The organism is Apibacter sp. HY039 (genome assembly GCF_004023655.1).
GTDB lineage: Bacteria > Bacteroidota > Bacteroidia > Flavobacteriales > Weeksellaceae > Apibacter > Apibacter raozihei.
In genome coordinates this window covers 67,866-91,501 of the sequence record NZ_SAYM01000008.1, presented here as the reverse complement: position 1 = coordinate 91,501, position 23,636 = coordinate 67,866, and the positions used below count along the sequence as shown (strand labels likewise).

The 23,636-nt window shown below is 31.0% G+C and carries 23 protein-coding genes and 1 riboswitch; of the genes, 12 read left to right on the top strand and 11 right to left on the bottom strand.

Annotated features, from left to right (window positions below; translation table 11 throughout):
- Window positions 1-23: 23 nt before the first annotated feature.
- The 3 genes from clpP to greA all read right to left on the bottom strand — a co-directional run bounded on the left by clpP (window position 24) and on the right by greA (window position 1,634).
- Window positions 24-686, bottom strand: a complete 663-nt coding sequence (gene clpP, locus EQ921_RS13400) for an ATP-dependent Clp endopeptidase proteolytic subunit ClpP (RefSeq protein WP_128332017.1) — start codon at window positions 684-686, stop codon at window positions 24-26.
- 68 nt (window positions 687-754) lie between these two features.
- Window positions 755-1,144 (bottom strand): HIT family protein, encoded by a 390-nt coding sequence (locus tag EQ921_RS13395; protein ID WP_128332016.1) that lies wholly within the window; start codon window positions 1,142-1,144, stop codon window positions 755-757.
- A gap of 19 nt (window positions 1,145-1,163) precedes the next feature.
- Window positions 1,164-1,634: a transcription elongation factor GreA gene (gene greA / locus EQ921_RS13390; protein WP_128152439.1), complete on the bottom strand. Its 471-nt coding sequence runs from the start codon at window positions 1,632-1,634 to the stop codon at window positions 1,164-1,166.
- Between the two features lie 102 nt (window positions 1,635-1,736).
- Here greA and EQ921_RS13385 point away from each other — a divergent pair, with 102 nt between their 5' ends.
- The 8 genes from EQ921_RS13385 to EQ921_RS13350 all read left to right on the top strand — a co-directional run bounded on the left by EQ921_RS13385 (window position 1,737) and on the right by EQ921_RS13350 (window position 9,055).
- Window positions 1,737-2,177, top strand: coding sequence for a hypothetical protein (locus EQ921_RS13385; RefSeq protein WP_128152438.1), 441 nt, complete (start codon window positions 1,737-1,739; stop codon window positions 2,175-2,177).
- Window positions 2,178-2,230: 53 nt separating this feature from the next.
- Window positions 2,231-2,743, top strand: a complete 513-nt coding sequence (locus tag EQ921_RS13380; RefSeq protein ID WP_128152437.1) for a thioesterase family protein — start codon at window positions 2,231-2,233, stop codon at window positions 2,741-2,743.
- A complete protein-coding gene (thiL, locus tag EQ921_RS13375) occupies window positions 2,743-3,804 on the top strand; it encodes a thiamine-phosphate kinase (RefSeq protein ID WP_128332015.1) in 1,062 nt (353 codons plus the stop codon). The genes EQ921_RS13380 and thiL overlap by 1 nt, the downstream gene beginning before the upstream one ends.
- Before the next feature lie 98 nt (window positions 3,805-3,902).
- Entirely contained in the window at window positions 3,903-4,442 is a 540-nt protein-coding gene (locus tag EQ921_RS13370; protein ID WP_128152435.1) for a 30S ribosomal protein S16, read from the top strand.
- Between the two features lie 3 nt (window positions 4,443-4,445).
- Window positions 4,446-4,961 carry a ribosome maturation factor RimM gene (gene rimM / locus EQ921_RS13365; protein WP_128152434.1) on the top strand — a complete coding sequence of 172 codons (516 nt, stop codon included), beginning with the start codon at window positions 4,446-4,448 and terminating at the stop codon, window positions 4,959-4,961.
- Between the two features lie 137 nt (window positions 4,962-5,098).
- On the top strand, window positions 5,099-7,291 hold the full coding sequence (locus EQ921_RS13360) for a zinc-dependent metalloprotease (RefSeq protein ID WP_128332014.1): 2,193 nt from the start codon (window positions 5,099-5,101) through the stop codon (window positions 7,289-7,291).
- 106 nt (window positions 7,292-7,397) lie between these two features.
- Complete coding sequence (locus EQ921_RS13355) at window positions 7,398-8,351, top strand: acetyl-CoA carboxylase carboxyltransferase subunit alpha (protein WP_128152431.1); 954 nt, start codon at window positions 7,398-7,400, stop codon at window positions 8,349-8,351.
- 62 nt (window positions 8,352-8,413) lie between these two features.
- Complete coding sequence (locus EQ921_RS13350) at window positions 8,414-9,055, top strand: HD domain-containing protein (RefSeq protein ID WP_128332013.1); 642 nt, start codon at window positions 8,414-8,416, stop codon at window positions 9,053-9,055.
- 80 nt (window positions 9,056-9,135) lie between these two features.
- Here EQ921_RS13350 and purF read toward each other — a convergent pair whose 3' ends face one another.
- The 4 genes from purF to EQ921_RS13330 all read right to left on the bottom strand — a co-directional run bounded on the left by purF (window position 9,136) and on the right by EQ921_RS13330 (window position 15,987).
- Window positions 9,136-10,590, bottom strand: a complete 1,455-nt coding sequence (gene purF / locus EQ921_RS13345; protein ID WP_128152429.1) for an amidophosphoribosyltransferase — start codon at window positions 10,588-10,590, stop codon at window positions 9,136-9,138.
- Window positions 10,591-10,621: 31 nt separating this feature from the next.
- Complete coding sequence (purC, locus tag EQ921_RS13340; protein ID WP_128152428.1) at window positions 10,622-11,338, bottom strand: phosphoribosylaminoimidazolesuccinocarboxamide synthase; 717 nt, start codon at window positions 11,336-11,338, stop codon at window positions 10,622-10,624.
- A gap of 14 nt (window positions 11,339-11,352) precedes the next feature.
- Window positions 11,353-15,069 carry a phosphoribosylformylglycinamidine synthase gene (locus EQ921_RS13335; protein WP_128332012.1) on the bottom strand — a complete coding sequence of 1,239 codons (3,717 nt, stop codon included), beginning with the start codon at window positions 15,067-15,069 and terminating at the stop codon, window positions 11,353-11,355.
- Between the two features lie 53 nt (window positions 15,070-15,122).
- Window positions 15,123-15,220: riboswitch (purine riboswitch) on the bottom strand.
- Between the two features lie 116 nt (window positions 15,221-15,336).
- Window positions 15,337-15,987 (bottom strand): porin family protein, encoded by a 651-nt coding sequence (locus tag EQ921_RS13330; protein ID WP_128332011.1) that lies wholly within the window; start codon window positions 15,985-15,987, stop codon window positions 15,337-15,339.
- A 174-nt stretch (window positions 15,988-16,161) separates the two neighbouring features.
- On the opposite strand from EQ921_RS13330, the gene EQ921_RS13325 reads away from it, so the two are divergent.
- Together EQ921_RS13325 and EQ921_RS13320 are read left to right on the top strand one after the other, a co-directional pair.
- Window positions 16,162-17,172, top strand: coding sequence for an LLM class flavin-dependent oxidoreductase (locus EQ921_RS13325; RefSeq protein ID WP_128332010.1), 1,011 nt, complete (start codon window positions 16,162-16,164; stop codon window positions 17,170-17,172).
- 29 nt (window positions 17,173-17,201) lie between these two features.
- Window positions 17,202-17,981 (top strand): nitrilase-related carbon-nitrogen hydrolase, encoded by a 780-nt coding sequence (locus tag EQ921_RS13320; protein ID WP_128332009.1) that lies wholly within the window; start codon window positions 17,202-17,204, stop codon window positions 17,979-17,981.
- A 32-nt stretch (window positions 17,982-18,013) separates the two neighbouring features.
- Here the strand turns inward: EQ921_RS13320 and rsmD are convergent, their stop codons facing one another.
- A complete protein-coding gene (gene rsmD, locus EQ921_RS13315) occupies window positions 18,014-18,565 on the bottom strand; it encodes a 16S rRNA (guanine(966)-N(2))-methyltransferase RsmD (protein WP_128152423.1) in 552 nt (183 codons plus the stop codon).
- Window positions 18,562-19,335 carry a DUF3822 family protein gene (locus EQ921_RS13310; RefSeq protein WP_164875644.1) on the bottom strand — a complete coding sequence of 258 codons (774 nt, stop codon included), beginning with the start codon at window positions 19,333-19,335 and terminating at the stop codon, window positions 18,562-18,564. Before EQ921_RS13310 ends, rsmD begins: the two co-directional genes overlap by 4 nt.
- A gap of 268 nt (window positions 19,336-19,603) precedes the next feature.
- Between EQ921_RS13310 and EQ921_RS13305 the strand changes: the two genes are divergently transcribed.
- Window positions 19,604-20,965: a trigger factor gene (locus EQ921_RS13305; RefSeq protein ID WP_128332007.1), complete on the top strand. Its 1,362-nt coding sequence runs from the start codon at window positions 19,604-19,606 to the stop codon at window positions 20,963-20,965.
- A 473-nt stretch (window positions 20,966-21,438) separates the two neighbouring features.
- Here the strand turns inward: EQ921_RS13305 and EQ921_RS13300 are convergent, their stop codons facing one another.
- The gene (locus EQ921_RS13300) at window positions 21,439-22,122 is read right to left on the bottom strand and encodes a hypothetical protein (protein ID WP_128152420.1); all 684 of its coding nucleotides are present in this window, start codon (window positions 22,120-22,122) and stop codon (window positions 21,439-21,441) included.
- Window positions 22,123-22,271: 149 nt separating this feature from the next.
- Here EQ921_RS13300 and EQ921_RS13295 point away from each other — a divergent pair, with 149 nt between their 5' ends.
- Window positions 22,272-22,628, top strand: a complete 357-nt coding sequence (locus EQ921_RS13295; RefSeq protein WP_128152419.1) for a hypothetical protein — start codon at window positions 22,272-22,274, stop codon at window positions 22,626-22,628.
- On the opposite strand, the gene EQ921_RS13290 is transcribed toward EQ921_RS13295, so the two are convergent.
- Window positions 22,625-23,581, bottom strand: a complete 957-nt coding sequence (locus EQ921_RS13290; RefSeq protein ID WP_128332006.1) for an endonuclease — start codon at window positions 23,579-23,581, stop codon at window positions 22,625-22,627. The two genes, EQ921_RS13295 and EQ921_RS13290, sit on opposite strands and share 4 nt — an antisense overlap.
- Window positions 23,582-23,636 lie beyond the last annotated feature (55 nt).

The following is a 23,636-nucleotide window of genomic DNA, read 5'->3' as shown; positions in this document are numbered from 1 at the left end:
TATAAATAAAGCAAAACAACGTATTATCGTTTGTCTAAAACTTCATCTATTAATCCGTATTCTTTTGCTTCGGCTGAAGTCATCCAGTAATCTCTGTCTGAGTCTTTTTCAATTTTATCAAACGGCTGACCAGAATGATTTGATAAAATATCATAAAGTTCTTTTTTTAACTTTAAAATTTCTTTTAAAGTAATCTCCATGTCGGATGCCTGACCTTGAGCCCCTCCTAAAGGTTGATGAATCATCACTCTAGAATGTTTTAGAGCGGATCTTTTTCCAGCTGCACCTGCGGTAAGTAATACAGCACCCATAGAGGCTGCCATTCCCGTACATATGGTAGCAACATCCGGTTTTATGATCTGCATAGTATCATATATTCCCAAACCTGCATAAACTCCTCCTCCCGGAGAGTTTACATAAATCTGTATATCTTTAGATGCATCTGTGCTTTCTAAAAATAATAACTGAGCAGTAACAATATTAGCTACCTGATCATCAATTCCTGTACCCAAAAAGATAATTCTATCCATCATTAATCTGGAAAAAACATCCATCTGTGCCACATTTAATTTACGCTCTTCAGTTATATAAGGTGTCATGGAAGAAACTACATATTGGTCTACTGTGAGACTATTAATTCCTTCATGTTTCACTGCATATTTTATAAATTCTTTACCTAAATCCATTTTTGTAATTTTAATTTTCTGGTTGAGTCAGCTATTTAGATAATCTAAAACTATACCAAACAGCGATTTTATAAATAAGATTTGATTTTGTCTGCTATATCTGAAAATTCGTCCGGAGAAAGTTCAATTTTGTCAAAAAACTGCATATCTTTGGGAGAATTCAAAGGCATTAAGTGAATGTGTGCATGAGGTACTTCGAGACCTTGTACAGCTAATCCTACTCTCAAACAAGGAACTGCTTTTTCTATCGCCTGTGATATTTTATAAGAAAATGTCATTAGTTCAGTATATTCATCCAAAGGCATTTCAAACAATTTATCCATTTCTTTTTTAGGCACTATAAGAGTATGTCCTTTTACAACCGGAAAGGCATCTAAGAAGGCAAAATGTTTATCATCTTCAGCTATTTTATAACAAGGAATCTCTCCTGCTATAATTTTCGAAAAAATACTGGCCATAACTTAACTAATTTACTTATTAATCTAAGGATATATCTAATATCTCAAAGTTAATAATATTTCCGTTTGGAAGCGTTATTTCTGCTTTTTCACCCACTTCTTTACCTAAAAGACCTTTAGCAATAGGCGTATTTACAGAAATTTTACCTGTTTTAAGATCTGTTTCCGTGTCAGGAACCAGTGTATATTTCATCTCTTGACCGTTTGCAATATTTTTTATTTTTACTGTGCATAGGATAGATACTTTTGAGGTATCCAGTTGAGACTGATCTATAATTTTTGAATTAGCGATTATATCTTTAAGTTTAGCTATACGCATTTCAAGCATTCCTTGCGCTTCTTTAGCAGCATCATATTCAGCATTTTCAGACAAATCACCTTTATCCCTTGCTTCGGCTATTTGTTGCGTTACTTTAGGTCTTTCTACTTGTTCTAATTGTTCAAGTTCTTTACGCAATTTTTCAAGCCCTTCTTTCGTTACATAACTCATGATACTTATTTTTTGTAATTTTGTATTAGTACATTCTAAAATAAAAAAATAACCCGACTTATTGGGTCGGATTATCCGTATGCAAATTTAACATTTTTTATTATGATTAAAAAATTATTTCCTTATATATTGATTTTCACATTAATGACTTGCTTTTCCGGTTGCGAAAATGGGAATAAAACTATTAGTTGTTTCCCCAGCTCCTCAATCAATGTGACTGTAGATCTTAATTTACCGCAATTTCAAAATCTCGCCAGTATTGGCGGATGGGCTTATATTGGAGCTGGACCCTTATCTGGTACCCGCGGATTAGTTATAGTAAGAAAAAATCAAAATGAGTTTATAGTTTATGATCGTAATGCTCCGCATATATGCCCTACCAATAACAGCACATTAGAAGTGCGTAGCGATATTTATCTTTACTGTCCTGAAGATGGGGCAAAATGGCTATTATCATCAGGACAACCTATGGAAGTTTCTGAACGTCCTCCTAAAATTTACCCTTCTCAATTTATTGGTAATGTTGTATATATAGCCTATTAAAATAATTTTTAAATCTTATTTTATTTCATTAAATTTGCTATAAAGCCTTTTCTATGGGAGTATTTATTGAAAAATTTAATGTACGCTGGTCTGATGTAGACGCCAATCAACACGTGGGAAATTCCACCTATATGAATTTTTGCAGCCAGACAAGAATGTCATTTTTCAATTCTCAGGGTTTTGGAATTCAACAATTAAATAAAATAAATTTATCTCCGGTTTTGCTCAAAGAAAATTTCGTTTTTTTTAAAGAAATTTTGGTAGATCAAACCGTATATGTTTCCTTAGAATTTACAGCAACATCCGAAGATGGAAATATATTCGAATGTCTTCACAATATTTACGATTCGGAAGGAATTATACATGCTTCTTCTAAGGCACAAGGAGTCTGGATTGATTCTTATAGTCGAAAAAGGTGCGCTCCTACAGAAGAATTAAAATCTATTATATTAAAGCTGGCAGATTCTGAAACTATTAAAATAATAACCATTGATGATGTAAAAGATCGGGAAAAACCTGTAAATTTACCCCCAGATTACTTGCTAAACAATTATTACCAACATTAATGCTAGACGATAAAAATTTATATAAAACACCAATTTCGGAATACGGAGAATTTGGTTTAATTAAACATTTGACTGAAAATTTTGAAAACATTAATTTATCAACTTCTCAGTCTATTGGCGATGATGCCTCTATTTTAGACGCTAAAAATAAAAAAGTTGTAATATCAACGGACCTACTGATAGAGAATGTTCATTTTAATTTAACTTATACCCCTTTAAAACATTTAGGATATAAATCCGTGGTTGTGGGTATCAGTGATATTGTTGCAATGAATGCTATACCAGAACAAATAATGGTATCTATAGCAATCTCGAACCGTTTTCCAGTAGAGGCCTTAGAAGAAATTTATTCAGGGATTCAGGCTGCTTGCAAAAGATATAGTATTGACCTGGTTGGTGGGGACACAGCCTCTTCTAACTTAGGTTTAGTCATTAACATAACTTCCATAGGATACGCTGATGAATCAGAAATTGTTTACAGAAAAGGAGCCAAGGCTAATGATCTGCTTATTGCCAGTGGAGATTTAGGAGGTGCCTATTTTGGACTCCAGGTATTAGAAAGAGAAAATACAGCTTTTAAATCGAACCCTAATTTGCAGCCTGATTTGGCCGGTTATTCTTATTTACTTGAACGGCAGCTAAAACCGGAAGCACGTACTGATATTAAGACATTATTAAAAGAAATGAATATACTTCCTACATCTATGATAGACATTTCCGATGGTTTAGCATCAGAAATTTTACATTTATCAGATCAAAGCAATGTAGGATTTACTATTTACGAAGATAAAGTTCCTATGGATAATCAGGTCATTACTACAGCTGAAGAATTTGGGATTAATCCTGTAACAGGAATTCTAAACGGTGGAGAAGACTACGAACTTTTATTTACCATATCTATAAATGATTTAGATAAAATCAAAAATAATCCTAATTTCAGTATCATTGGCCATGCCACTACCGAAAAAAATAATGTTCTGATAACAAAAGGAAATACTGAATCTATTCCTCTTACTGCTCAGGGTTGGGATGCTTATTTAAAAAAGAAAAATAAAATATAGCTAATGCATTTATTTAAATTAGGTTGTAATAACCAAACAAATTAGTATATTTGCAAACTTAAGATATAACCGGGACGGGTTCCCACAAAATTAAAAATATGGCAGTAAAAATTAGATTACAAAGACACGGTAAAAAAGGAAAACCTGTATTTCACATTGTTGTAGCTGACTCCAGAGCTAAAAGAGACGGTAAAAACATTGAGAAATTAGGTATTTATGTACCTACTACTAACCCTGCAACTATTGAGTTAGATGTAGACCAGGCAGTTAGCTGGTTAGAAAAAGGTGCTCAGCCTACAGATACCGCTAAAGCAATTCTTTCTTACAAAGGAGCTCTATTGAAAAAACACCTTAATGGTGGAGTAAAAAAAGGAGCTTTTTCTGCAGAAGAAGCTGAAAAAAGATTTCAAGCTTGGTTAGAAGACAAAGAAAAATCTATTCAGACTAAAAAAGACCATTTATCTTCTTCTCAGCAACAGGCTAAGAAAGATAAACATGAAGCTGAGAAAAAAGTAAGCGAAGCTCGTGCAGCAGCTCAACAAAAAGTTGAAGAGGCTAATGACGCTGAAGAAGTAGTTGAAACTATCATCGCTCAAGATGAAGCTGCTACTGAAAATAATGAAGAAACTCAAGCTTAATACATGCAGTTAAAAGATTGTTACTACTTAGGCACAATCACCAGAACTCATGGATTAAAGGGGCATTTGGTAGTCAAATTAGATACCGATGAACCTGAAGCCTACAATAATTTGGAATCGGTATACGTTGATTTTAATGGAATGCCGGTTCCTTTTTTTATTAATGAGTGTCAGCCCCTAGGTAACTTATCTCTAAGGATTAAATTTGAAGATTCATCCTTGGATATTCAAACTATGATCGGCTGTGACTTATACTTACCTTTAAGCACTCTTCCAAAACTTGATGGCAAACAATTTTATTACCATGAAGTTATAAATTTCAATATATATGATGATGCTCATCATCTAATAGGTTCAATTATTGAAATTAATGCCCAAGGTCCACAAGCATTATTTCTTGTCAGGCTATCTGAAGACAAAGAAATACTTATCCCAATTATTAATGATTGGATTATTGAAGTGCACAGGGAGGAAAAATATATTTCCATGAAATTACCGGAAGGAATTTTAGATCTATAAAGTAACCCAATTTTTTTTATTTCTTAAAATAAACACTCTTTTATTATAATTAACTTAATATAATAATATTTTTTAGCTGTACAATATTTTTATCAAAATATTTTATATCTTTATAAGATAATTAAAATATTATATATATGAAAACTATTATTCGCTTATTATTTTCATTAAACATTTTATTTTTGTTTAGCCAAGAGGTTATAATTTCAAATAAAATCAAAGAATTGCATTCAGAAAATAAAGAGTTTATTAAATATTCTTTATTTTCTGAAAATATTACTTCTCAAAAAAAAAGTAAGTTTAAAACTGTTTCTCCTGATGCTACTATCTTATCTCTACGCGAATTCCGGTTAGAACAATTGGTAAAAGAACAACCGGAACAGTTAGAAATAGAGTTTCCGTATAATGGAAATATGATTACTGTAGAACTGTATAAAACAGAGATATTAACTCCCGATTTCTCAGCCAATACTCATAATGGAGAAAAAATAAACTATACTCCCGGTACACATTACAGAGGAATTATAAAAGGAAATGAGACCTCTGTTGTATCTTTCAGTTTTTATAAAAATGAAGTTATAGGTGTATCTTCCAGCAATGAACTTGGAAATATTGAGTTAGGTAAAATTAAAAACAGTAACGATTATATTTCCTATTCGGATCATCATCTTAAAGGAGAAAATCCTTTTAGATGTGCAGCCGATGAACTGGAGGAAAATAAAGAATATTTAGCTAAAAATAAAAGTAAATTCAATAATCTAAAAACTGATCCCACTAATAATTGTGTAAGAGTCTATTACGAAATAGCTTATAAACCCTATGAACTTAATGATAGTAATATAGAGGCTACACTTAATTGGATAACAAGCATTCATAATAATATAGCTACTTTGTATGCAAACGATGGAATTAACATCACATTAAGTGATATTTTAATCTGGACAGAGCCAGATCCCTATACAGGAAATCATACTTATAATTTACAAAAGTTTAGAAGTACACGTCCTTCTTTTAAAGGTGATTTAGGTAATTTAATAAATTCACCACTATCAACCAGCACGGCTTATATGAACTCTCTTTGTTCCACCCATAATTATGCTTACTCTGGTGTTGATCTATTCTATGAAAATGTTCCTGCTTATTCTTCGACAATTTTAGCTATGGCCCATGAAATGGGACATTCTTTAGGTTCTCCACACACTCATGCATGTGCATGGAACGGAAATAATACGGCTATTGATGGATGTGGTCCCAAATATAGTGAAGAATATAAAGAAGGTGACTGTCCTAGAGGCCCCATTCCTACTAATAAAGGTACTATTATGAGTTATTGTCATTTATTAGCCAATATAGGAGTCGGTATTGACTTAAATAATGGATTTGGGCCTCAACCGGCTGAACTTATAAGAAATACAGTTGAATCAAAATCATGTTTAGGCTCAGATTGTACAAATGAATTTTATTGTAAAAAAACTATTGATGATATTTTTATAAATAACATAAAAAAAACATCAGCAATTGTTGATATAAAAGATAATTTTTCCTCACGCTGGAAATACCGTTTATATCCGTACCCTACAGCTCAAAATCTTGCCTTTATTAATTCCGACAAAAAAACCATACATTTAGATAATTTACAACCAAACAGTTATTATGTAATTGAAATTGGAAACAGTTGCGGAGATAAATTGATTTCAGAAACTAAAAAATTAATGTTTTTAACTGATGGTGATTATTGCAAGGAAGATAAATTTATTGCACCTAAAAAAGAACCAAACTTAGATTTTGTTAAAACTTTTTATCCTAACAATCCTGATGACAAATTATCTTTAACTTTTAATAATAAATATTTTCTTAATACTAACCACTTATACATATATAATGGAGAGACGACTTCCCATCCTTTATTCTATGATGGCATTTTAACTCAAAATTATTTTATAAAATATCAACGCTATGAATCTACAGCATCCTCAGGAGCTATTACTGTTAAATTTGAGAATAATGGTTCTATTTTTAAAGGGGAGTATTTTTTTTCGTGGGATGCTACTGTTTCCTGCTCTAAGTTGAATGTTGAAGATATATCCATTGAAAATAATTCATTATCCATCACTCCTAATCCAGTAAAAGATATTTTAAATTTAAGATTAAATGAAGGAATTAATAGCGTACATTTGTACGATTTATCAGGAAAATTAATCTTAACTAAATACTATAATAACGCAACATCATTACATTTAAATCTTTCTCATCTTACTCCAGCTAATTATATATTAGTTGTAAAAAATAAGAATGACAAATCGATTTCAGCCAAAATTATTAAAAACTAAATCTATGATTTATAGGAGGTAACTAATAAAATTGTATTTCGTTAAATGAGAGAAATTTTAGTATTATCATAAAAGTTATTATATTTAGCAACAAATAAAATCTAAAATGGAATATTTAGACTTTGAAATGCCTATTAAGGAACTTGAAGAACAACTTGAGAAATGTGTTGTTCTTGGTAAAGAAAGCGGGATAAATATAAATTCTGCTTGTAAGGAAATAGAAGAAAAAATTCAGACAACCAAACACGAAATATACGATCAGCTTACTCCTTGGCAGAGGGTACAGCTTTCCCGTCACCCCAACCGACCTTATTCATTAGATTATTGTAAGGCCATCACTGATGGTACTTTTATTGAATTACACGGTGACAGAAACTATGCTGATGATAAAGCGATGATAGGTGGTTTAGGAAAAATAGATGGTAAAACATTTATGATTATAGGCCAGCAAAAGGGTAAAAATACAAAGGAAAGACAATATAGACGTTTTGGAATGCCGAACCCTGATGGTTACAGAAAAGCTTTACGTTTAATGAAAGTTGCTGAAAAGTTTAATATTCCGATTTTAACTTTAATTGATACTCCCGGAGCCTATCCAGGTCTTGAAGCTGAAGAAAGAGGTCAGGGAGAAGCTATAGCTAATAACATTTTACAGATGTGTACTATTAAAGTACCAATCATCTGTGTAGTTATTGGAGAAGGTGCCAGTGGAGGTGCTCTAGGTATCGGAGTTGGAAATAAAGTATTTATGATGGAAAATTCATGGTACTCTGTAATATCTCCGGAAAATTGTTCTGCAATTTTATGGAGAAGTTGGGAATATAAGGAAAAAGCTGCCGAAACTATGAAACTTACAGCAAAGAATACTTTGGAACTAGGGATTATTGATGGTATTATCAAAGAGCCACTAGGCGGGGCTCATTATAGTCCGGAAGGAGCGTTCAAATCTTTAAAAGAAGAAGTATTAAAGGCTCATTCTGAATTGATAAGCATGAGTACTGAAGAATTAATTGAACATAGACAAAATAAGTTCATTAATATCGGAGTATATAGTGAATAAAAAATTGTAAATAAAATATAAGGCACTAATTTGTAAGGTTAGTGCCTTTTTAATTAAAGGTTATGGATGCAGATATCATATTGAACGAAGTTCAAGGTTACGTTAAAGATCAACTTTCGGGGGATAGTTCCGGACATGATTACTGGCATATTGAAAGAGTTGTAAATAATGCAAAAAAATTATTAAACAGTGAAAAGGCAGATGGTTTTAAAGTATTGATTGCTGCCTGGCTGCATGATGTTGGAGATTATAAATTACACAATGGAAAAGATAAAACTCAAGAAATTGTATTCCCCTTACTAATTTCTTTAGGTTGTACGACTAAATTTGCAGAAGAAATCATACAAATCATTGAAGAAGTATCATTTAAAGGTGGACATAATTCCCCAACTACCTCTATTGAAGCCAAAATTGTACAGGATGCAGACAGATTGGACGCTATAGGTGCAATCGGTATTGCAAGAGCATTTGCATACGGAGGTAGCAAAGGCAGAGAAATTTTTAATCCTGATGAAAAACCCGAAGAATATTTGTCTTCAGAAGCTTATCAAAAAAATAATTCAAGCACCTTAATGCATTTTTACGAAAAACTATTAAAACTTAAAGATTTAATGAATACAGATTCTGCTAAAGAAATTGCTCATGAAAGACACCGGTTTATGGTTATATTTCTTGATCAATTTCAAAATGAAGTTTCTCATTAATTTTCCAATATTAACATTATAAAAAAGCTATCGTTTTCACGATAGCTTTTTTCAATAACAAAAATTACAAATAATTTGACTTACAAAGCAGTTATATTTACTTTGCAGTTATCTTTATCAACCGGGTATTTTTCGGTAAAACAACCAAAACAATGATTTTTACTTCCCAGTATTTTATATAGATTTTCTAACGAGAGAAAATCTAATGAATTCACTTTTAAATAATTTCTTAATTCTTCTTTAGTTTTATTGGCGGATACCAAATGTGTTTTATCGGGAGTGTCTATACCTAAAAAGCAAGGAGCTATAATAGGCGGAGAAGCACTTCTGAAATGTATTTCTTTTGCTCCGGCTTCTTTTAATATTTTTACCAAACGTTTGGAAGTTGTACCTCTAACTATACTATCATCTATAATTACTATGCTTTTCCCTTCAATCTCTGAGTGTATGGGATTAAGTTTCAGGTTAACAATTCTTTCTCTCATTTCCTGAGTAGGCACAATGAATGATCTACCGATATATCTGTTTTTAATTAACACAGGCATGAAAGGAATACCGGAAGCTTTAGAATAACCAATAGCAGCGGGTACACCGGAATCAGGAACTCCAATTACTATATCTGCCTGCACCGGATTCTGTTCATATAATTTCATTCCACTTTCTACTCTTACTCTATGAACCTCAATATTTTCAATTATTGAATCAGGACGAGCAAAATAAATATATTCAAATGAACATATTCTTTGTTTAGTGTTTCCAAATATCATTTCTGAACGTAACCCGTTCTCATCTACTATAATCATTTCACCCGGAAGAACATCCCGGAAATATTGAGCTCCAACTCCATCTAAAGCACAGGATTCTGAAGCAAAGACATACGTATGCTCATCTATAATACCAATACACAAAGGACGTATTCCATTCGGATCTCTGAAAGCAATCAGCTTATTATTAGTCAACGTAAGCACAGAAAATGCACCTTTAATATTTTTAACGGCATGTTTAATTGCACTTTCAATTCCTTTATTTAAGTGTTTCTGAATTAACCTTAGCATTACTTCAGTATCGGACGTTGCCAGAAAATTTATTCCTTCTTCTTCTAATTTTTTACGTAAAGGATCAATGCAAACCAGGTTTCCGTTATGAACCAGAGAGAGCACCGTACGGTCATATTCATTTTTAGCAAAAAGCGGTTGATAATTATATCTTTTTTTATCCCCTGCAGTTGTATAACGGTTGTGCCCTATCGCAGCATTTCCTAAATAATCTTCCGTATTTTCAACAGACTTAAAAGCATCTAACACTAAACCACTTTGTTTTACAGTTTGTATTACACCCTCTTTTAATACTGAAAATCCGCAAGCTTCCTGACCTCTGTGCTGCAAAGCAAAAAGACCAAACTGAACTAAAGAAAAGGTATCAATGTTCCGGGTAGAATATACTCCGAAAACTCCGCATTCTTCTTCAGGGGAATCGAAAGCTATCTTTTCCGCTTTTCTGAACCTGTTTCTCTGATAATAACTAGTTGATTTCATTTTGCTTTTAGTATCAGGATTTAATATATTTTTAAGATAAAACTTCTTTTAATCGATTTAATATTTCGTGATAAGCATCTTCTACTTTACCCAAATCTCTTCTAAACCTGTCTTTATCTAGTTTTTCAAGAGTATCTTTGTCCCAGAGTCTACAAGTATCCGGACTAATTTCGTCAGCCAATAAAATTTCTCCTTTTGAATTTTTACCAAATTCTATTTTAAAATCAACCAAAATGATGTTCATTTTCAAGAATAAATCTTTCATCAAATCATTAATTTTATGAGTAATCTTATAAATCTGGTTTAACTCATCATAAGTTGTAACCCCTAATGCTACAGCATGATCATTATTAATCAAAGGATCACCCAATTCATCTTTTTTGTAACATATTTCAGTAATTACAACCGGAGATTTAGTCCCTTCTTCAATTCCTAAACGCTGAGCCATACTACCAGCAATATAATTACGGATAATCACTTCTAAAGGAATAATAGAAACTTTCTGAACCAATTGATCCCTGTCATCCATTTTTTTAATAAAATGAGTAGGCACTCCGTTTTCTTCCAGATATTTAAAGACTAAGGCTGTAATTTCGTTATTAATTACTCCTTTATCTGCTATAGTTCCTTTTTTCTGAGCATTGAAAGCTGTTGCATCATCTTTATAATGCACTATTACCTTATCAATTTCGTTAGTTGTATAAATTTGTTTGGCTTTGCCTTCGTAAAGAAATTCTTTTTTTTCCATTGTCTTTTCTGGTTTTATTTTTGGTAAAGTGATTCTTCGTAGCTGTTAAAATTATTTTCACTGAGTTTCCTGAAATGATTGACTCCATTTTTAAATATATTGTGATAATTAGAGTCCGGAACATTTTTCATAAGTCCCTCAGTAAATCTTTCTGGATGCCCCATTCTTCCGTAAATTTGACCACAACGGCTTATGATTCCTTCAATGGCATAAGTAGAACCATTAGGATTGAAAGGCATATCTGATGACGGGTTACCATCAAAATCAATATATTGTGTAGCTATTTGTCCATTTTCAAAAAGCTGATGAATGTTTGATTCATCCGCATAAAAACACCCCTCACCGTGTGAAACCGGAATAGTGTATTTTTCTCCTTTCATACCCTTAAGCCAAGGACTAGTATCAGATAATACTTTAACCGTAACCATCTGCGAAATATGTCTACCGATTTTATTATGGGTCAAAGTAGGTGATTCGGCTGTCAAATCCTGAATTTTTCCGTAAGGTAGTAATCCGGATTTTACTAATGCCTGAAATCCATTACAGATACCTAATATGAGCCCTCCCCTTTCCAATAATCGATGTACAGCATTTTTAATTTTTTCATCTTTAAGTATGGAAACCATAAATTTAGCAGATCCGTCAGGTTCATCTCCTGCGGAAAAACCGCCAGGTAACATCATAATCTGAGAAGATTCCAGTTCTTTTTCAAATTGCTGAATGGAATTGTTTAGTTTAGTTAAGTTTAGATTGTTGATTATAACTGATGTTACCTCTGCGCCTTCTTTTTCAAATACTTTTATACTTTCATACTCGCAATTAGTCCCTGGAAAAACCGGAATAACTACTTTTGGATTTTGTATTTTATCTTCTACTTTTTTTGACTCTGTGATTTTTGTTATTTCTGTGAATTTTGGTAAGTCAGCTGAATTTTCTGTTATTGAAGGGAAAACAGGTTCTAAGGTTGATATATATAGTTTTTTAAGATTTGATAATTGAAATTCCTGAGCGTTGATTCTTAATACTGGTTCTGCAATAACTCTTCCTATTTTTATTAATCCGGAATGATTAAATTCTTCCTGACTTTCAATTATTAAAGAACCAACCGGATAAATTTTATCATCAACACTTACTTCGACACCCAAATCGTTACCGAAAGCCATTTTAGCCAGCTCGATTGACGGATGAGCATTTTTTATTGTCTTTACAGAAACTATCTGTTTTGTAACTATTTTCTCGTGAATCCATGAGTAAGACTCCTTTAATGTTTCATAATCAGGAGTTTCATCATCTTGTATTTTATGTTCAAATATGTAAACCCAATTTCCTGACTTTTTAAATTCAGGAGAAATTATCGTATTTTTATTTCCTACAGCACAGGCAAATGAAATTAAGGTTGGGGGTACATTTATCTCTTTGTAAGTACCAGACATACTATCTTTACCTCCGATTGCGGCACATCCGAAAGCTAATTGAGCCTGTACGGTTCCTAAAAGAGCAGCCAAAGGTTTTCCCCATTTTTCAGGTTCGTTTCCTAAGCGTTCAAAATACTCCTGAAAACTAAAGCGTACATTTTTGTAGTCTGCTCCTAAAGCAACCATTTTTGCTACGGATTCAACCACTGCATAAGCTCCTCCGTGCAATGGACTTTTTTTAGATATTTCCGGAGAATACCCCCAGGTGGCCAGAGACACTGTTGAAGTTTCTCCTTTTATCAATGGAATTGTCTGTACACTTCCCTCGGCAGGCGTTAACTGATTTTTTCCTCCCAATGGCATCAAAACGGTTGTTCTACCTACTGTACTATCAAATTTTTCTACTAACCCTTTTTGAGAACAGTGTTGCAAAGAAGACAATTTTTGCCCTATATAGTCTTCTGTTAACAAAATCTGTTCATTTTTAAATACTGATTCTTCAATATTAACGGCAGCCTCATTTTTTTTAGAAGCACCATTGGAGTCTAAAAATTCTCTAGATAAATCAACAATTTTCTGTCCTTTCCAATACATCGTCAACGTATTGTCGGCAGTAACTTCTGCAACTTCAACTGCTAGTATATTTTCTTCTTCTGCTAATTGTATGAAAGTATTTACATCTTCAGCATCTACCACGACAGCCATTCTTTCCTGAGATTCAGAAATAGCAAGCTCTGTACCGTTTAAACCTTGGTATTTAACTGGTAGAACATCTAAATTTATTTTTAATCCATCTGCTAATTCACCTATTGCAACGGAAACTCCGCCTGCTCCAAAATCGTTACATTTTTTTATGAGTTGACAAACATTTTCGTTTCTAAAAAAACGTTGAATTTTTCTCTCCTGAACAGCATCACCTTTTTGAACCTCTGCGCTCATTGTATGGATGGACTTCTCATCATGAGCTTTAGAGGAACCGGTAGCTCCTCCTACTCCATCTCTTCCTGTTTTACCTCCGAGAACAATTATTTTATCTCCTTGTTCCGGTTTTTCACGCCTTACCCATTCTTTAGGAACTGCTCCTACTACCATCCCTACTTCCATTCTTTTCGCCTTATAGCCTTCGTCATAAATTTCTGAGACATGAGTAGTTGCCAGACCAATTTGATTTCCATAAGAAGAATAGCCGTCAGCGGCTCCTTTGGTTATTTTTCTTTGAGGCAATTTATTTGCAAGTGTATCTGAATAACTTTCTAATGGATTAGCAGAACCTGTTACTCTCATAGCCTGATATACAAATGCCCGTCCACTTAAAGGATCTCTGATAGCCCCACCTATACAAGTAGAAGCTCCGCCAAAAGGTTCTATTTCAGTTGGATGGTTATGTGTTTCATTTTTGAATAATAAATACCACGGTTCTTTTTTACCGTCAACATCTACTTGTATTTCAATTGTACATGCGTTTATTTCATCTGAAACTACCAAATCTTCCAGTTTTCCAGTTTTGTGAAAATATCTAGCAACTATTGTTGCGAGATCCATCAAGCATACTGGTTTATGTTCTCTACCCAATTCTTTTCTTAATGAAAGGTATTGGGAAAATATCTTTTCTAGAGTATCTTTAAATTTCCCGGTAAATTCTACATGATTCAATTCCGTCATAAAAGTAGTATGACGACAGTGATCACTCCAATATGTGTCTAAAACTTTTAATTCAGTTTCAGATGGATTTCTTTTTAACTTCTTAAAATGGTTCTGAATAAATTGTAAGTCATCTAGACCGAAAGCAAAGCTATTTAAATTATAAAATTCTTGTAATTCTGAGAAATTTTTATCAGTAAATCCATTATGAATTTTCACTTCATCTGGTTTATCCGAAGCTGTATATTCAAGTATAGATAAATCTTTTTCACGACTATCTACAGCATTAATCAGATATTTTTTTATCTCAGATAAATCTTCTATCCCTTGAATATCAAATAGCTTACCAGTACGCACTATACAGTCAGTATTCTTAGCAAGAATAGAAATCAGCTGCTGTGCAGAGTCGGCTCTTTGATCATATTGACCTGGAAGATACTCAATAGCAAAGTTTACATGTTTTGCAGGACATTGATCGTGACAAATGTCTGTCACCTTATCTGAAAAAATAGTATGCACTACTTTTTGAAAATCTTCTTGTGAAATATTAAATATATCGTAAATCAGATATACTTTTAGTGAAGTTATAGAATAAATTTCTTTTAATTCGTGAAACAAATTTTGACTTTCAAAATCAAAATCAGGTTTCTTTTCTATGAATATTCTTTTGTTCATATTCGGTTTTCACATCTCAAACAAAAGACAGGTACTACAAAATTCAACAGACAAAACAGGCCCATTTCATTTGTAGAGACAAATTTACGGTCTGTCGTAGAAACACCCATCCTTATTATGAGCTTATACAAATGATATTAATACACAAACTAACTTTTAGTTTATGCTACAAATATACGGGTAATTTTTAACCTATCATAAATTTTTAAAAAGATAATCTTAGGATAAAATAAGTAAGGATAATTTTATCCGATATAGAAATATTGTTTATTTAATTGCTCCAGAACTAGTCCCAAATAGGTATGATACTGAAAAAGCTAAATTTGAAACTGAATTTTGCCGGGGATAATTTTTGTACGCATCTGTTAAACCATAATTATACCTTGCACTTAATTCTAATTTTCTACGAAAAGTAATACCTGCACCTAAACCAAAGGAAAAATCAAATTTTGATACACCACCGTAATACAAATCATCTGAATCTTTATTTTTTTGTTTGACCAGAAAACCCAACTGAGGTCCAGCCTCTAAGAAAAATTCATGATTAGCAGTTCCTTTACAATTACATATTTTCTTTGAAGAAAATAGAAAATCAGCAAAATAATATTTTAACATCAACGGTAAATTCACATAATCCTGAAAATATTCAATGTTAATAACATCCCCATTTTTTTCTCCTTGCCATGAATAGAGTATTTCCGGTTGAAAAAAGAAATTGTTGTTTGCATCGTTAAAAGGTATTTGTGCAATTACTCCTAAAGCAGGCGCAAAATTTCTTGTTTCGGAAAATTCATGCACATCTGTCACGTTGGTAAATTGCAAATTACCTTTTACACCAATACGAATCTGTGAATAAATGTGTGAAGATAGTGAAGTAAGGCAAATCATAGCAATTAGTAGTCGCTTACTAATTTGCATGTTTTTTAGTTTTTTTAGTGTTAATGTAACATTAGTTAATGCACAAATTTAATTTTTTTATTTAAAATAATTTATAATAAAATATTTTTTTTTCAAACTTAGATACGATTTATTAATAATTCTATAATCTTAAATGTATTTTTAATTATTAATTTAAAATAGTAACTTTATAATATGAAAGTTAAAAAACTAAAATTGAGTATTTTGGATCAGGTTCCTATAAGAAAAGGAAGTAATCCTACAGAGGCTTTGAAAGAAACTACTCATCTCGCGTCATTTTCAGATCAACTTGGCTACACTCGCTTCTGGGTTGCTGAACATCATAATATATCATCTCTTGCCAGCTCTGCTCCTGAGATATTGATTGCACACCTTGCTAATCATACCAAACAAATAAGACTGGGATCCGGCGGTATTATGCTTCCAAATCATAGTGCACTGAAAATGGCTGAAAATTTCAGATTACTTGAATCCTTAGCTCCCGGTAGAATTGATATGGGTATTGGACGGGCACCCGGAACCGATAGGCTTACAGCATCCCTATTAAATCCTTCAAACACATTTAAAGAACAAGATTTTATTGAACAACTATATCACCTTGAAGCTTTTTTTCGAAATGATCATATTGCGGGTACGTTATTTGAAAAAATTAAAGCCACTCCTTATACAGAATTAATTCCCCAACTTTGGTTATTGAGCTCCAGTGGAGAAAGTGCCTTATTTGCAGCTCATTTTGGAATGAAACTTTCTTTTGCTCATTTTATCAACGGAAATGGTGGATATGATGCTGTAAGAGAATATAAAAAACAATTTCGTCCCTCAGCCCAATTAAAAGAACCTGAAGCCAATATTGCTATTTTCGCTTTTTGCAGTAATGACATTGAAAAAATTGAGCGTAACCGGGCTTTAATGGATTACCGATTTATAGAGTTGGAAAGAAAGGGAAATTTATCCCCGGTAAATTATGATGATATTAAGGATGAACATTATAATAGTCATGAAAAACTGCGCATTGAGTTTAATCGTAAAAGAATGGTTTTCGGAACTCAGGAACAAATTAAATCGGAATTAACCGAGCTTGCAGAAAATTACGATGTTGATGAGATAATGCTTATTACGTATACTGAAAACTTAGACGATCGATTAACTTCATATCAATTGATTAGTGAATGTTTTGATCTTTAAACTGATAATTGTAACTAATTAAATTAGCTATGCTTAATAAGAATAATCTTTCTTTAACTCTAGTAGAGTTTGCTCCTGAGTGGGAAAATGCAGATCATAATTTAAATTTTTTATCCAGACTTCTTCTTGGCACCGGACCTACAGACATCATCGTACTTCCTGAAATGTTTAATACTGGTTTTAGTATGAATTCTGCTAAAATTGCTGAATGTATGAATGGCAAAACTGTAAACTGGATGAAAGAGTTTTCATTAAATAACTCAAAAGCTATTTGCGGGAGCATTGCTGTTTTCGAGAATTATAATTATTTCAACCGGTTTATTTTTGTAAATAACGGGGAAGTTTGTGCCTGCTATGATAAGCATCATCTTTTTAGTTATGGAGGCGAAAACAAAAATTATTCGTCAGGTTCCAGACAAATTTATTTTAATTTCAAGGGTTGGAAAATATTTCCTACCATCTGTTATGATTTGCGTTTTCCTGTATGGAACCGAAATACGGAAAACTATGATTTATTGCTTAATGTAGCTTCCTGGCCTGATAATAGAATTGACGTATGGGACACTCTACTTAAAGCAAGGGCTATCGAAAATATGAGTTATGTATGTGGTGTTAACAGGACAGGTATGGATTTTATGAACCTAAATTATTCTGGACATTCTTCGGTTGTATCACCAACGGGGACACTTCTAAAACTAAATAAAATAAATAATTTCTTATTTCAACAATTAATCGAAAAATCAGAAATTCATCTTTGGCGGAATAAATACAAATTCCTAGATGACAGAGATTCTTTTAAATGGATATAAATTTAAGCGTATATTTCTTAAATCTTTATAGTCTATATTTGAGAAAAAAATGAAAATGTTATATTACCGTATTTTCTTGATTCGATGAAATTAGGATGTTCTGAAAAGTTTTTTCTAGTATTATGTTCAATTATAATTTGTCCATCTTCGGATAAAAAATTATTTAAAAACAGTGAATCTAATAATTTAATGTATTCTTTATCTTCAAATTCAAAAGGTGGATCTGCAAATATTACATCATACTTTTTAAAACTTGGTTTGCTGACAAAAGTAAAAACATTTTGTTTAATTACATTTACATTCTGCTTGATTTCCAGCTGTACTAATATATCCTGAATAAATTTAACATGCTTTCCGTTAATTTCCACTGAAGTTACATCTTTACATCCTCTTGATACAAATTCATAGTCCATGGAACCAATGCCTGCAAATAAATCAAGTACAGCGATTTCTGATATATGATATTGATGATTAATTATACTAAATAGAGCTTCTTTAGCAAAATCCGTAGTTGGTCTTACATCAAAATGCTTAGGGGCCGAAATTCTTTTTCCTTTTAACTTTCCTGCTATAATTCGTATCATATAATATCTAATGTAGTGAAATTTTCTCTTTCAAATTTATCATCTGTACCGGGTAAGACTTCTCTGAAATAAGTTGAAAACATTGTCTCCTTACCTAGTTTTTCTGAAATTGATCCGTAGTAATATAAAATAGATCGGGCTAACTTTGTATCAGTTATTTTAGCTACTGTTTTTAAAAAATAAATTATATCTATTATTGAAGAATACGGATATATATTATATAATATAAGTCCATTATTTTCTACAACAGCTAACTCGAAATATTCCTGATAAAAATTTATAAAATATCCGTTTCGTCTGTTTTGATCTTTTATTTTTGATAAGAATTTAAATCCTGTATGTGAAACTCTGATTTTATCTGAGATTCCAGAAAATAAATTTTCAATTTTTTCCTGATAATAGAAAACTAATACTAAATCATACTGAGGAACAAGATTGAAACGCAAACTCATATTAGGAGCAAAAGGAACGGTTTGATTTAAAAAAGATTCTGCCAGATTTTCCTCAAAATATTCTAAAGGTATTAATGTAAATTTTTCACTGAGAATGGACAGGTCTATAAAACTATATTTATGTTGAAAAAAATTTATTTCAGACAGCTTGTCCGATATTTTTTCAATATTTGTTATTAAATTAATACTTTCTGAAGGAAAAGTTTTTTTGTTAGTTTCGTGCTCAAGTGAAGACTCAATGTATGTAAACTTTTTGTATTCAAACAAAAATGAAACAGAGTTAAATTGAGTTATATTTATATTTTTTTTTGTTCCCAAAGTGTTTGTAATCTTAATTTGTCACTAAGCAAATATATAGTTAATCGCTTGGATACACAAAATTAAAAGTTTATATTTGAATTAACAACAGCTTATTAATGAGTTTTTAGTGTGACTAAATATGTGATTAAATATCGGAATTAAAAATTTCATATTTTGCAGATTTACAATGTCTTTACATTTTTGTAGCGAGTATCCAACATCCTATTAAAAATTTCCTTTTATTAAATACTTTTCGTAAATTTGCCGGCTCATAAACATGAAATAAATGAACGTTACACAGAACAAAATAGATGATTTAAATACTATCATTAGTATCACTATTAAACCGGAAGACTACAAACCTAATGTTGAAAAATCCTTAAATGATTATAGAAAGAAAGTAAATATGCCTGGTTTCAGGAAAGGAAAAACTCCAATGGGAATTGTAAAAAAACAGTACGAAGGAGCTGTTACATTTGAAGAAATTAATAAGGTTTTAAATACTGCTTTAAGTAACTTCATTTCAGAAAATAAATTAGCTGTTTTAGGACAACCGTTGCCTGTAACTAATAATCAACTGGATGCAAATGCCAATGAGATGACTTTTGAATTTGAAGTTGGATTGTCTCCTGATTTTACTGTAGATTTATCAAAAGCTACGGCTGATTATTATAAGATTGTGGCTACAGATAAAGAAATAGATGATACTGTTAATCGTATTCAGACTCAGTTCGGAGAAGTTATTGATGCTGATGCTATTGAAGAAGGAGGAAATTTTTCAGTTAAAATTTCTCAAAAGGATACTGAAGGAAATCTTGTTGAAGGTGGTATAGATACTACAGTAACTATTCTTGTAGACGATTTAAAGAACAAAGAAATTTTCTTAGGTAAAAAAAATGGAGAGAGCGTTGAAATTAAAGCTCAGGATTTATTCAAAGACGTTCATCAATTACAACATTTTTTTAATCTGTCTCATGAAGATGCTCATCATTTTAATGATAATCTAACTCTAGCCATTGAAAAAACTTCTACCCGTTCTAAAGCTGAATTAAATCAAGATTTATTTGATAAAGTTTATGGAAAAGATAAAATTTCTTCTGAAGAAGAACTAAGAAACAAAATTAAAGAAGAAATTGAAAATTATTACAAAAAAGAGTCTGATACAAAATTTATGAATGATTCTGTTGAATGGCTTTTCGAGAATATTAAATTTGAATTACCTTCTCAATTTTTAACAAAATATATTCAAAGTTCCGCTAAAGAGCCTATGAATGATGAAGAAGCTGCTGCTGAATATGAAAAATCTGAAAAAGCATTGCGTTATCAGCTTATTGAAGGAAAAATTTTATCTGACCATAATGTAAATATTCAATATGCGGATTTAGTAGAATTTACTAAGTCTCAAATGCAACAACAATTTGCTATGTATGGTTATGTTGACATTCCTGAAGATGAATTAAATAAATATGTTGCTAATGCAATGAAAAACGATGAGCATGTAAGACAGGCTTCAGGTAATTTAATACAACAGGAATTATTTAAAATATTTGATTCTCAAATCAAAAAAGATGAAAAAACAGTTTCTATCGAAGACTTTGACAAGGTTTTAAAGGCAGAACAAGAAAAAGCAGAATCAGCAGCTAAATAAATATTTAGTTCAAATAAAAAAAAATGATTTCATTGAAATAATGAAATCATTTTTTTTATATCCAAATTTTGAGTTTTAGAGTAAAAAAAAAAAAGCCACCCACAAATCTCAATAAAGGATGACTTTTTCAAATAAATATTCAATTAGTTGTATTCTCTTTTATAAATCAACAATATTTAAAGTTTTTAGTGTTATTTCAAATTTGTTATTCTTTAATTCAAATCTTTTAGTGCTGTAATTTTTTCAGTGTTATATAACCTCTTACTCAATTATTACATTACAAATGTATAGATATTTTTCTAATAATAAAAATATTTAGTGATTTTTTTCTATAAATATTTAAAAAAATATAGACAAAAAACATAACTGTTTAATAATCAACAAATTAACTATATCATAATTAGAAAAAAAAACGACAAAATTACTGAAATGTATTTTGTCGTTACTTTTAAAAGGAAATAAAAGATTATTTTCTATATCTCATAATTTGGATATGGATCTGATTTATTTAAAATTTCTTTTTGTCTTAATTCTAAAAGCCTTTTTCCATTATGGTAAACTCTACCCGTTAAACTTCTAATCCAGCCTTTCTTTTTAAGTGATGTAAGCACTTGTCCTAAAGTTTCGATATCTCTGTGAAGTTTTACTATTTCTTCTTTTCTCATAGTTTCATCTTCGACTAAAAAAACCAGTTCTTCTTCTAATTCTTCCTTAAATTTTTCTAATTCCTGCCTGATTTTCAATATTTCTTCAGTTGTAAAATAACCATCAAGAGACTCGAACTTTTCGCAAATTTTATCTATATGCTCTTGTTCTTCTTCCATAAGACCTAAAGGTGAATTTAATGATATTTCTTTCCATATAATATCCAGCCACTGTTTTAGTTTTTCATAAACATCGGATTTTTTTGTTAATAGAAAATTTTCATGTAAAGAAAATTTTCCTGGAATAGCATCTCCAAAAATATTATATTTTTCATTATCTTTTTTTTCCCTGAAATGATTTTTATCCTGAAAAGAAATTTTAAATTTTGGCTCTATTAAATATATAATGAACAAAGTATCCTGATTGACTTCCAGCTTAAAATCAACATATTCAAATTTATCATGCTGCTTTATAATTCCAATTATATTATCTAAGAAATCATCTTTAATCATTTATCTAAAAATTATTTTTTAAAATCCAAATATAAAAATATTTTTTTTATCTTGATAATTTTCTATATAATACTTTTTTTTTATCTTTGTATAAACTTATAAGAATATTTAATTTTCTATATTAATTTATGTTATTATTTTAATCAGAAATGAAAAGTCAACCAAAAACAACTATTGACCGATTGCTGGAATTTATGGAATTTAAAGGCCTCAATGACAATAAAATCACTAAACTGGCAGGTCTATCTGTAGGGTTAATCGGAAGAGCTCGTAGAAATAAATCAGGACTGCACACAGATACTATAGAAAAAATACTAAATACTTTTAAAGAGCTTAATCCTACGTGGCTACTAACCGGCATAGGAGATATGATTTTACCTTCGTTTGAAAAAACTGACAATACCTTACCTACAAATAATGAGGAATCATTAATTGATGAAATTTTTTCTACCCAAAGAGAAGTGATTGCATTGTTGAAAAAACAGTATTTTAAATCGGATATTTAATTTTCAATTTCAATTACCGTATATACTGGAAAATGATCACTATAGCCTCCTACATATCTGTTTCCTTGATAAGTTCTCCAAGGTTTGCCTATTTTTTTTCGTTCTGGTTCCTGTAGATATGAAGCATTATATATTTGGGATTTAATAATTTTTAAAGGACTTTCCTGAGCGTAAAATGAACTGGAAGTTAGGATTTGATCAAAAAGTAATCCTTTACCTTCGTAGTATAAACTAAAGCCTCCATTTCTGTATATTTCTTCAAAAGGATTGTAAAATTCACTTGTATGTAATTCTTCTATTTTTTTTTTGACTTTTAACTCTTCATAAATATAAGGGGCAATGGGATTTTCATTAAAATCTCCCATAATTATAATGTTAGCTTTTGAATCTGTTTCAAATATTGTATTTATTTTTTTACGTAGCTCTTGTAATAAATATATCCTTTTATCTCTATTGATATTATTATTTCTTTTAGATGGTAGATGAAGCACAAAAAAATACATTATAGTATTGTGAATTTTCCCTTTAACGTAGGTTATATCACGAGTAAAATCTCTGGAACCATTGTGATTTAATACATAAAAACGAAGAAAATCTTTTTCTTCAACCGTAAAAAATTCTTTATTATAGAAAAAAGCAGTGTCAATTCCTCTTTCATCTAAAGAATCTGTATGAACATATCCATAATTTGCTTTAAATGGAAATTCTTTTAACAAATCTTCAATAACTTTTTTATTTTCAATTTCACACAAACCAAAAAATGTTGGTAATCTGTCTGTCTCGTCCTCTCCTATTTTGCTTATAGCTTTAGCAATTCGCATCAGTTTATTTTGATAACGATTTAATGTCCAGGACTTATTTCCGCTGAAGGTATATTCAGAGTCTAAAATAGAAGGATCTCGATTTATATCGTATAAATTTTCAACATTATAAAAAGCTACTGTGTGAAGCATATATTTTTACAAATTATAAATAATTTGTAAAAATATTACTTCTCTTTTAACTTAT

Bases quoted from the DNA above. Each gene is read 5' to 3' on its own strand.
- clpP (WP_128332017.1), bottom strand. From the start codon at position 686: ATGGATTTAGGTAAAGAATTTATAAAATATGCAGTGAAACATGAAGGA.
- EQ921_RS13395 (WP_128332016.1), bottom strand. From the start codon at position 1,144: ATGGCCAGTATTTTTTCGAAAATTATAGCAGGAGAGATTCCTTGTTAT.
- greA (WP_128152439.1), bottom strand. From the start codon at position 1,634: ATGAGTTATGTAACGAAAGAAGGGCTTGAAAAATTGCGTAAAGAACTT.
- EQ921_RS13385 (WP_128152438.1), top strand. From the start codon at position 1,737: ATGATTAAAAAATTATTTCCTTATATATTGATTTTCACATTAATGACT.
- EQ921_RS13380 (WP_128152437.1), top strand. From the start codon at position 2,231: ATGGGAGTATTTATTGAAAAATTTAATGTACGCTGGTCTGATGTAGAC.
- thiL (WP_128332015.1), top strand. From the start codon at position 2,743: ATGCTAGACGATAAAAATTTATATAAAACACCAATTTCGGAATACGGA.
- EQ921_RS13370 (WP_128152435.1), top strand. From the start codon at position 3,903: ATGGCAGTAAAAATTAGATTACAAAGACACGGTAAAAAAGGAAAACCT.
- rimM (WP_128152434.1), top strand. From the start codon at position 4,446: ATGCAGTTAAAAGATTGTTACTACTTAGGCACAATCACCAGAACTCAT.
- EQ921_RS13360 (WP_128332014.1), top strand. From the start codon at position 5,099: ATGAAAACTATTATTCGCTTATTATTTTCATTAAACATTTTATTTTTG.
- EQ921_RS13355 (WP_128152431.1), top strand. From the start codon at position 7,398: ATGGAATATTTAGACTTTGAAATGCCTATTAAGGAACTTGAAGAACAA.
- EQ921_RS13350 (WP_128332013.1), top strand. From the start codon at position 8,414: ATGGATGCAGATATCATATTGAACGAAGTTCAAGGTTACGTTAAAGAT.
- purF (WP_128152429.1), bottom strand. From the start codon at position 10,590: ATGAAATCAACTAGTTATTATCAGAGAAACAGGTTCAGAAAAGCGGAA.
- purC (WP_128152428.1), bottom strand. From the start codon at position 11,338: ATGGAAAAAAAAGAATTTCTTTACGAAGGCAAAGCCAAACAAATTTAT.
- EQ921_RS13335 (WP_128332012.1), bottom strand. From the start codon at position 15,069: ATGAACAAAAGAATATTCATAGAAAAGAAACCTGATTTTGATTTTGAA.
- EQ921_RS13330 (WP_128332011.1), bottom strand. From the start codon at position 15,987: ATGCAAATTAGTAAGCGACTACTAATTGCTATGATTTGCCTTACTTCA.
- EQ921_RS13325 (WP_128332010.1), top strand. From the start codon at position 16,162: ATGAAAGTTAAAAAACTAAAATTGAGTATTTTGGATCAGGTTCCTATA.
- EQ921_RS13320 (WP_128332009.1), top strand. From the start codon at position 17,202: ATGCTTAATAAGAATAATCTTTCTTTAACTCTAGTAGAGTTTGCTCCT.
- rsmD (WP_128152423.1), bottom strand. From the start codon at position 18,565: ATGATACGAATTATAGCAGGAAAGTTAAAAGGAAAAAGAATTTCGGCC.
- EQ921_RS13305 (WP_128332007.1), top strand. From the start codon at position 19,604: ATGAACGTTACACAGAACAAAATAGATGATTTAAATACTATCATTAGT.
- EQ921_RS13300 (WP_128152420.1), bottom strand. From the start codon at position 22,122: ATGATTAAAGATGATTTCTTAGATAATATAATTGGAATTATAAAGCAG.
- EQ921_RS13295 (WP_128152419.1), top strand. From the start codon at position 22,272: ATGAAAAGTCAACCAAAAACAACTATTGACCGATTGCTGGAATTTATG.
- EQ921_RS13290 (WP_128332006.1), bottom strand. From the start codon at position 23,581: ATGCTTCACACAGTAGCTTTTTATAATGTTGAAAATTTATACGATATA.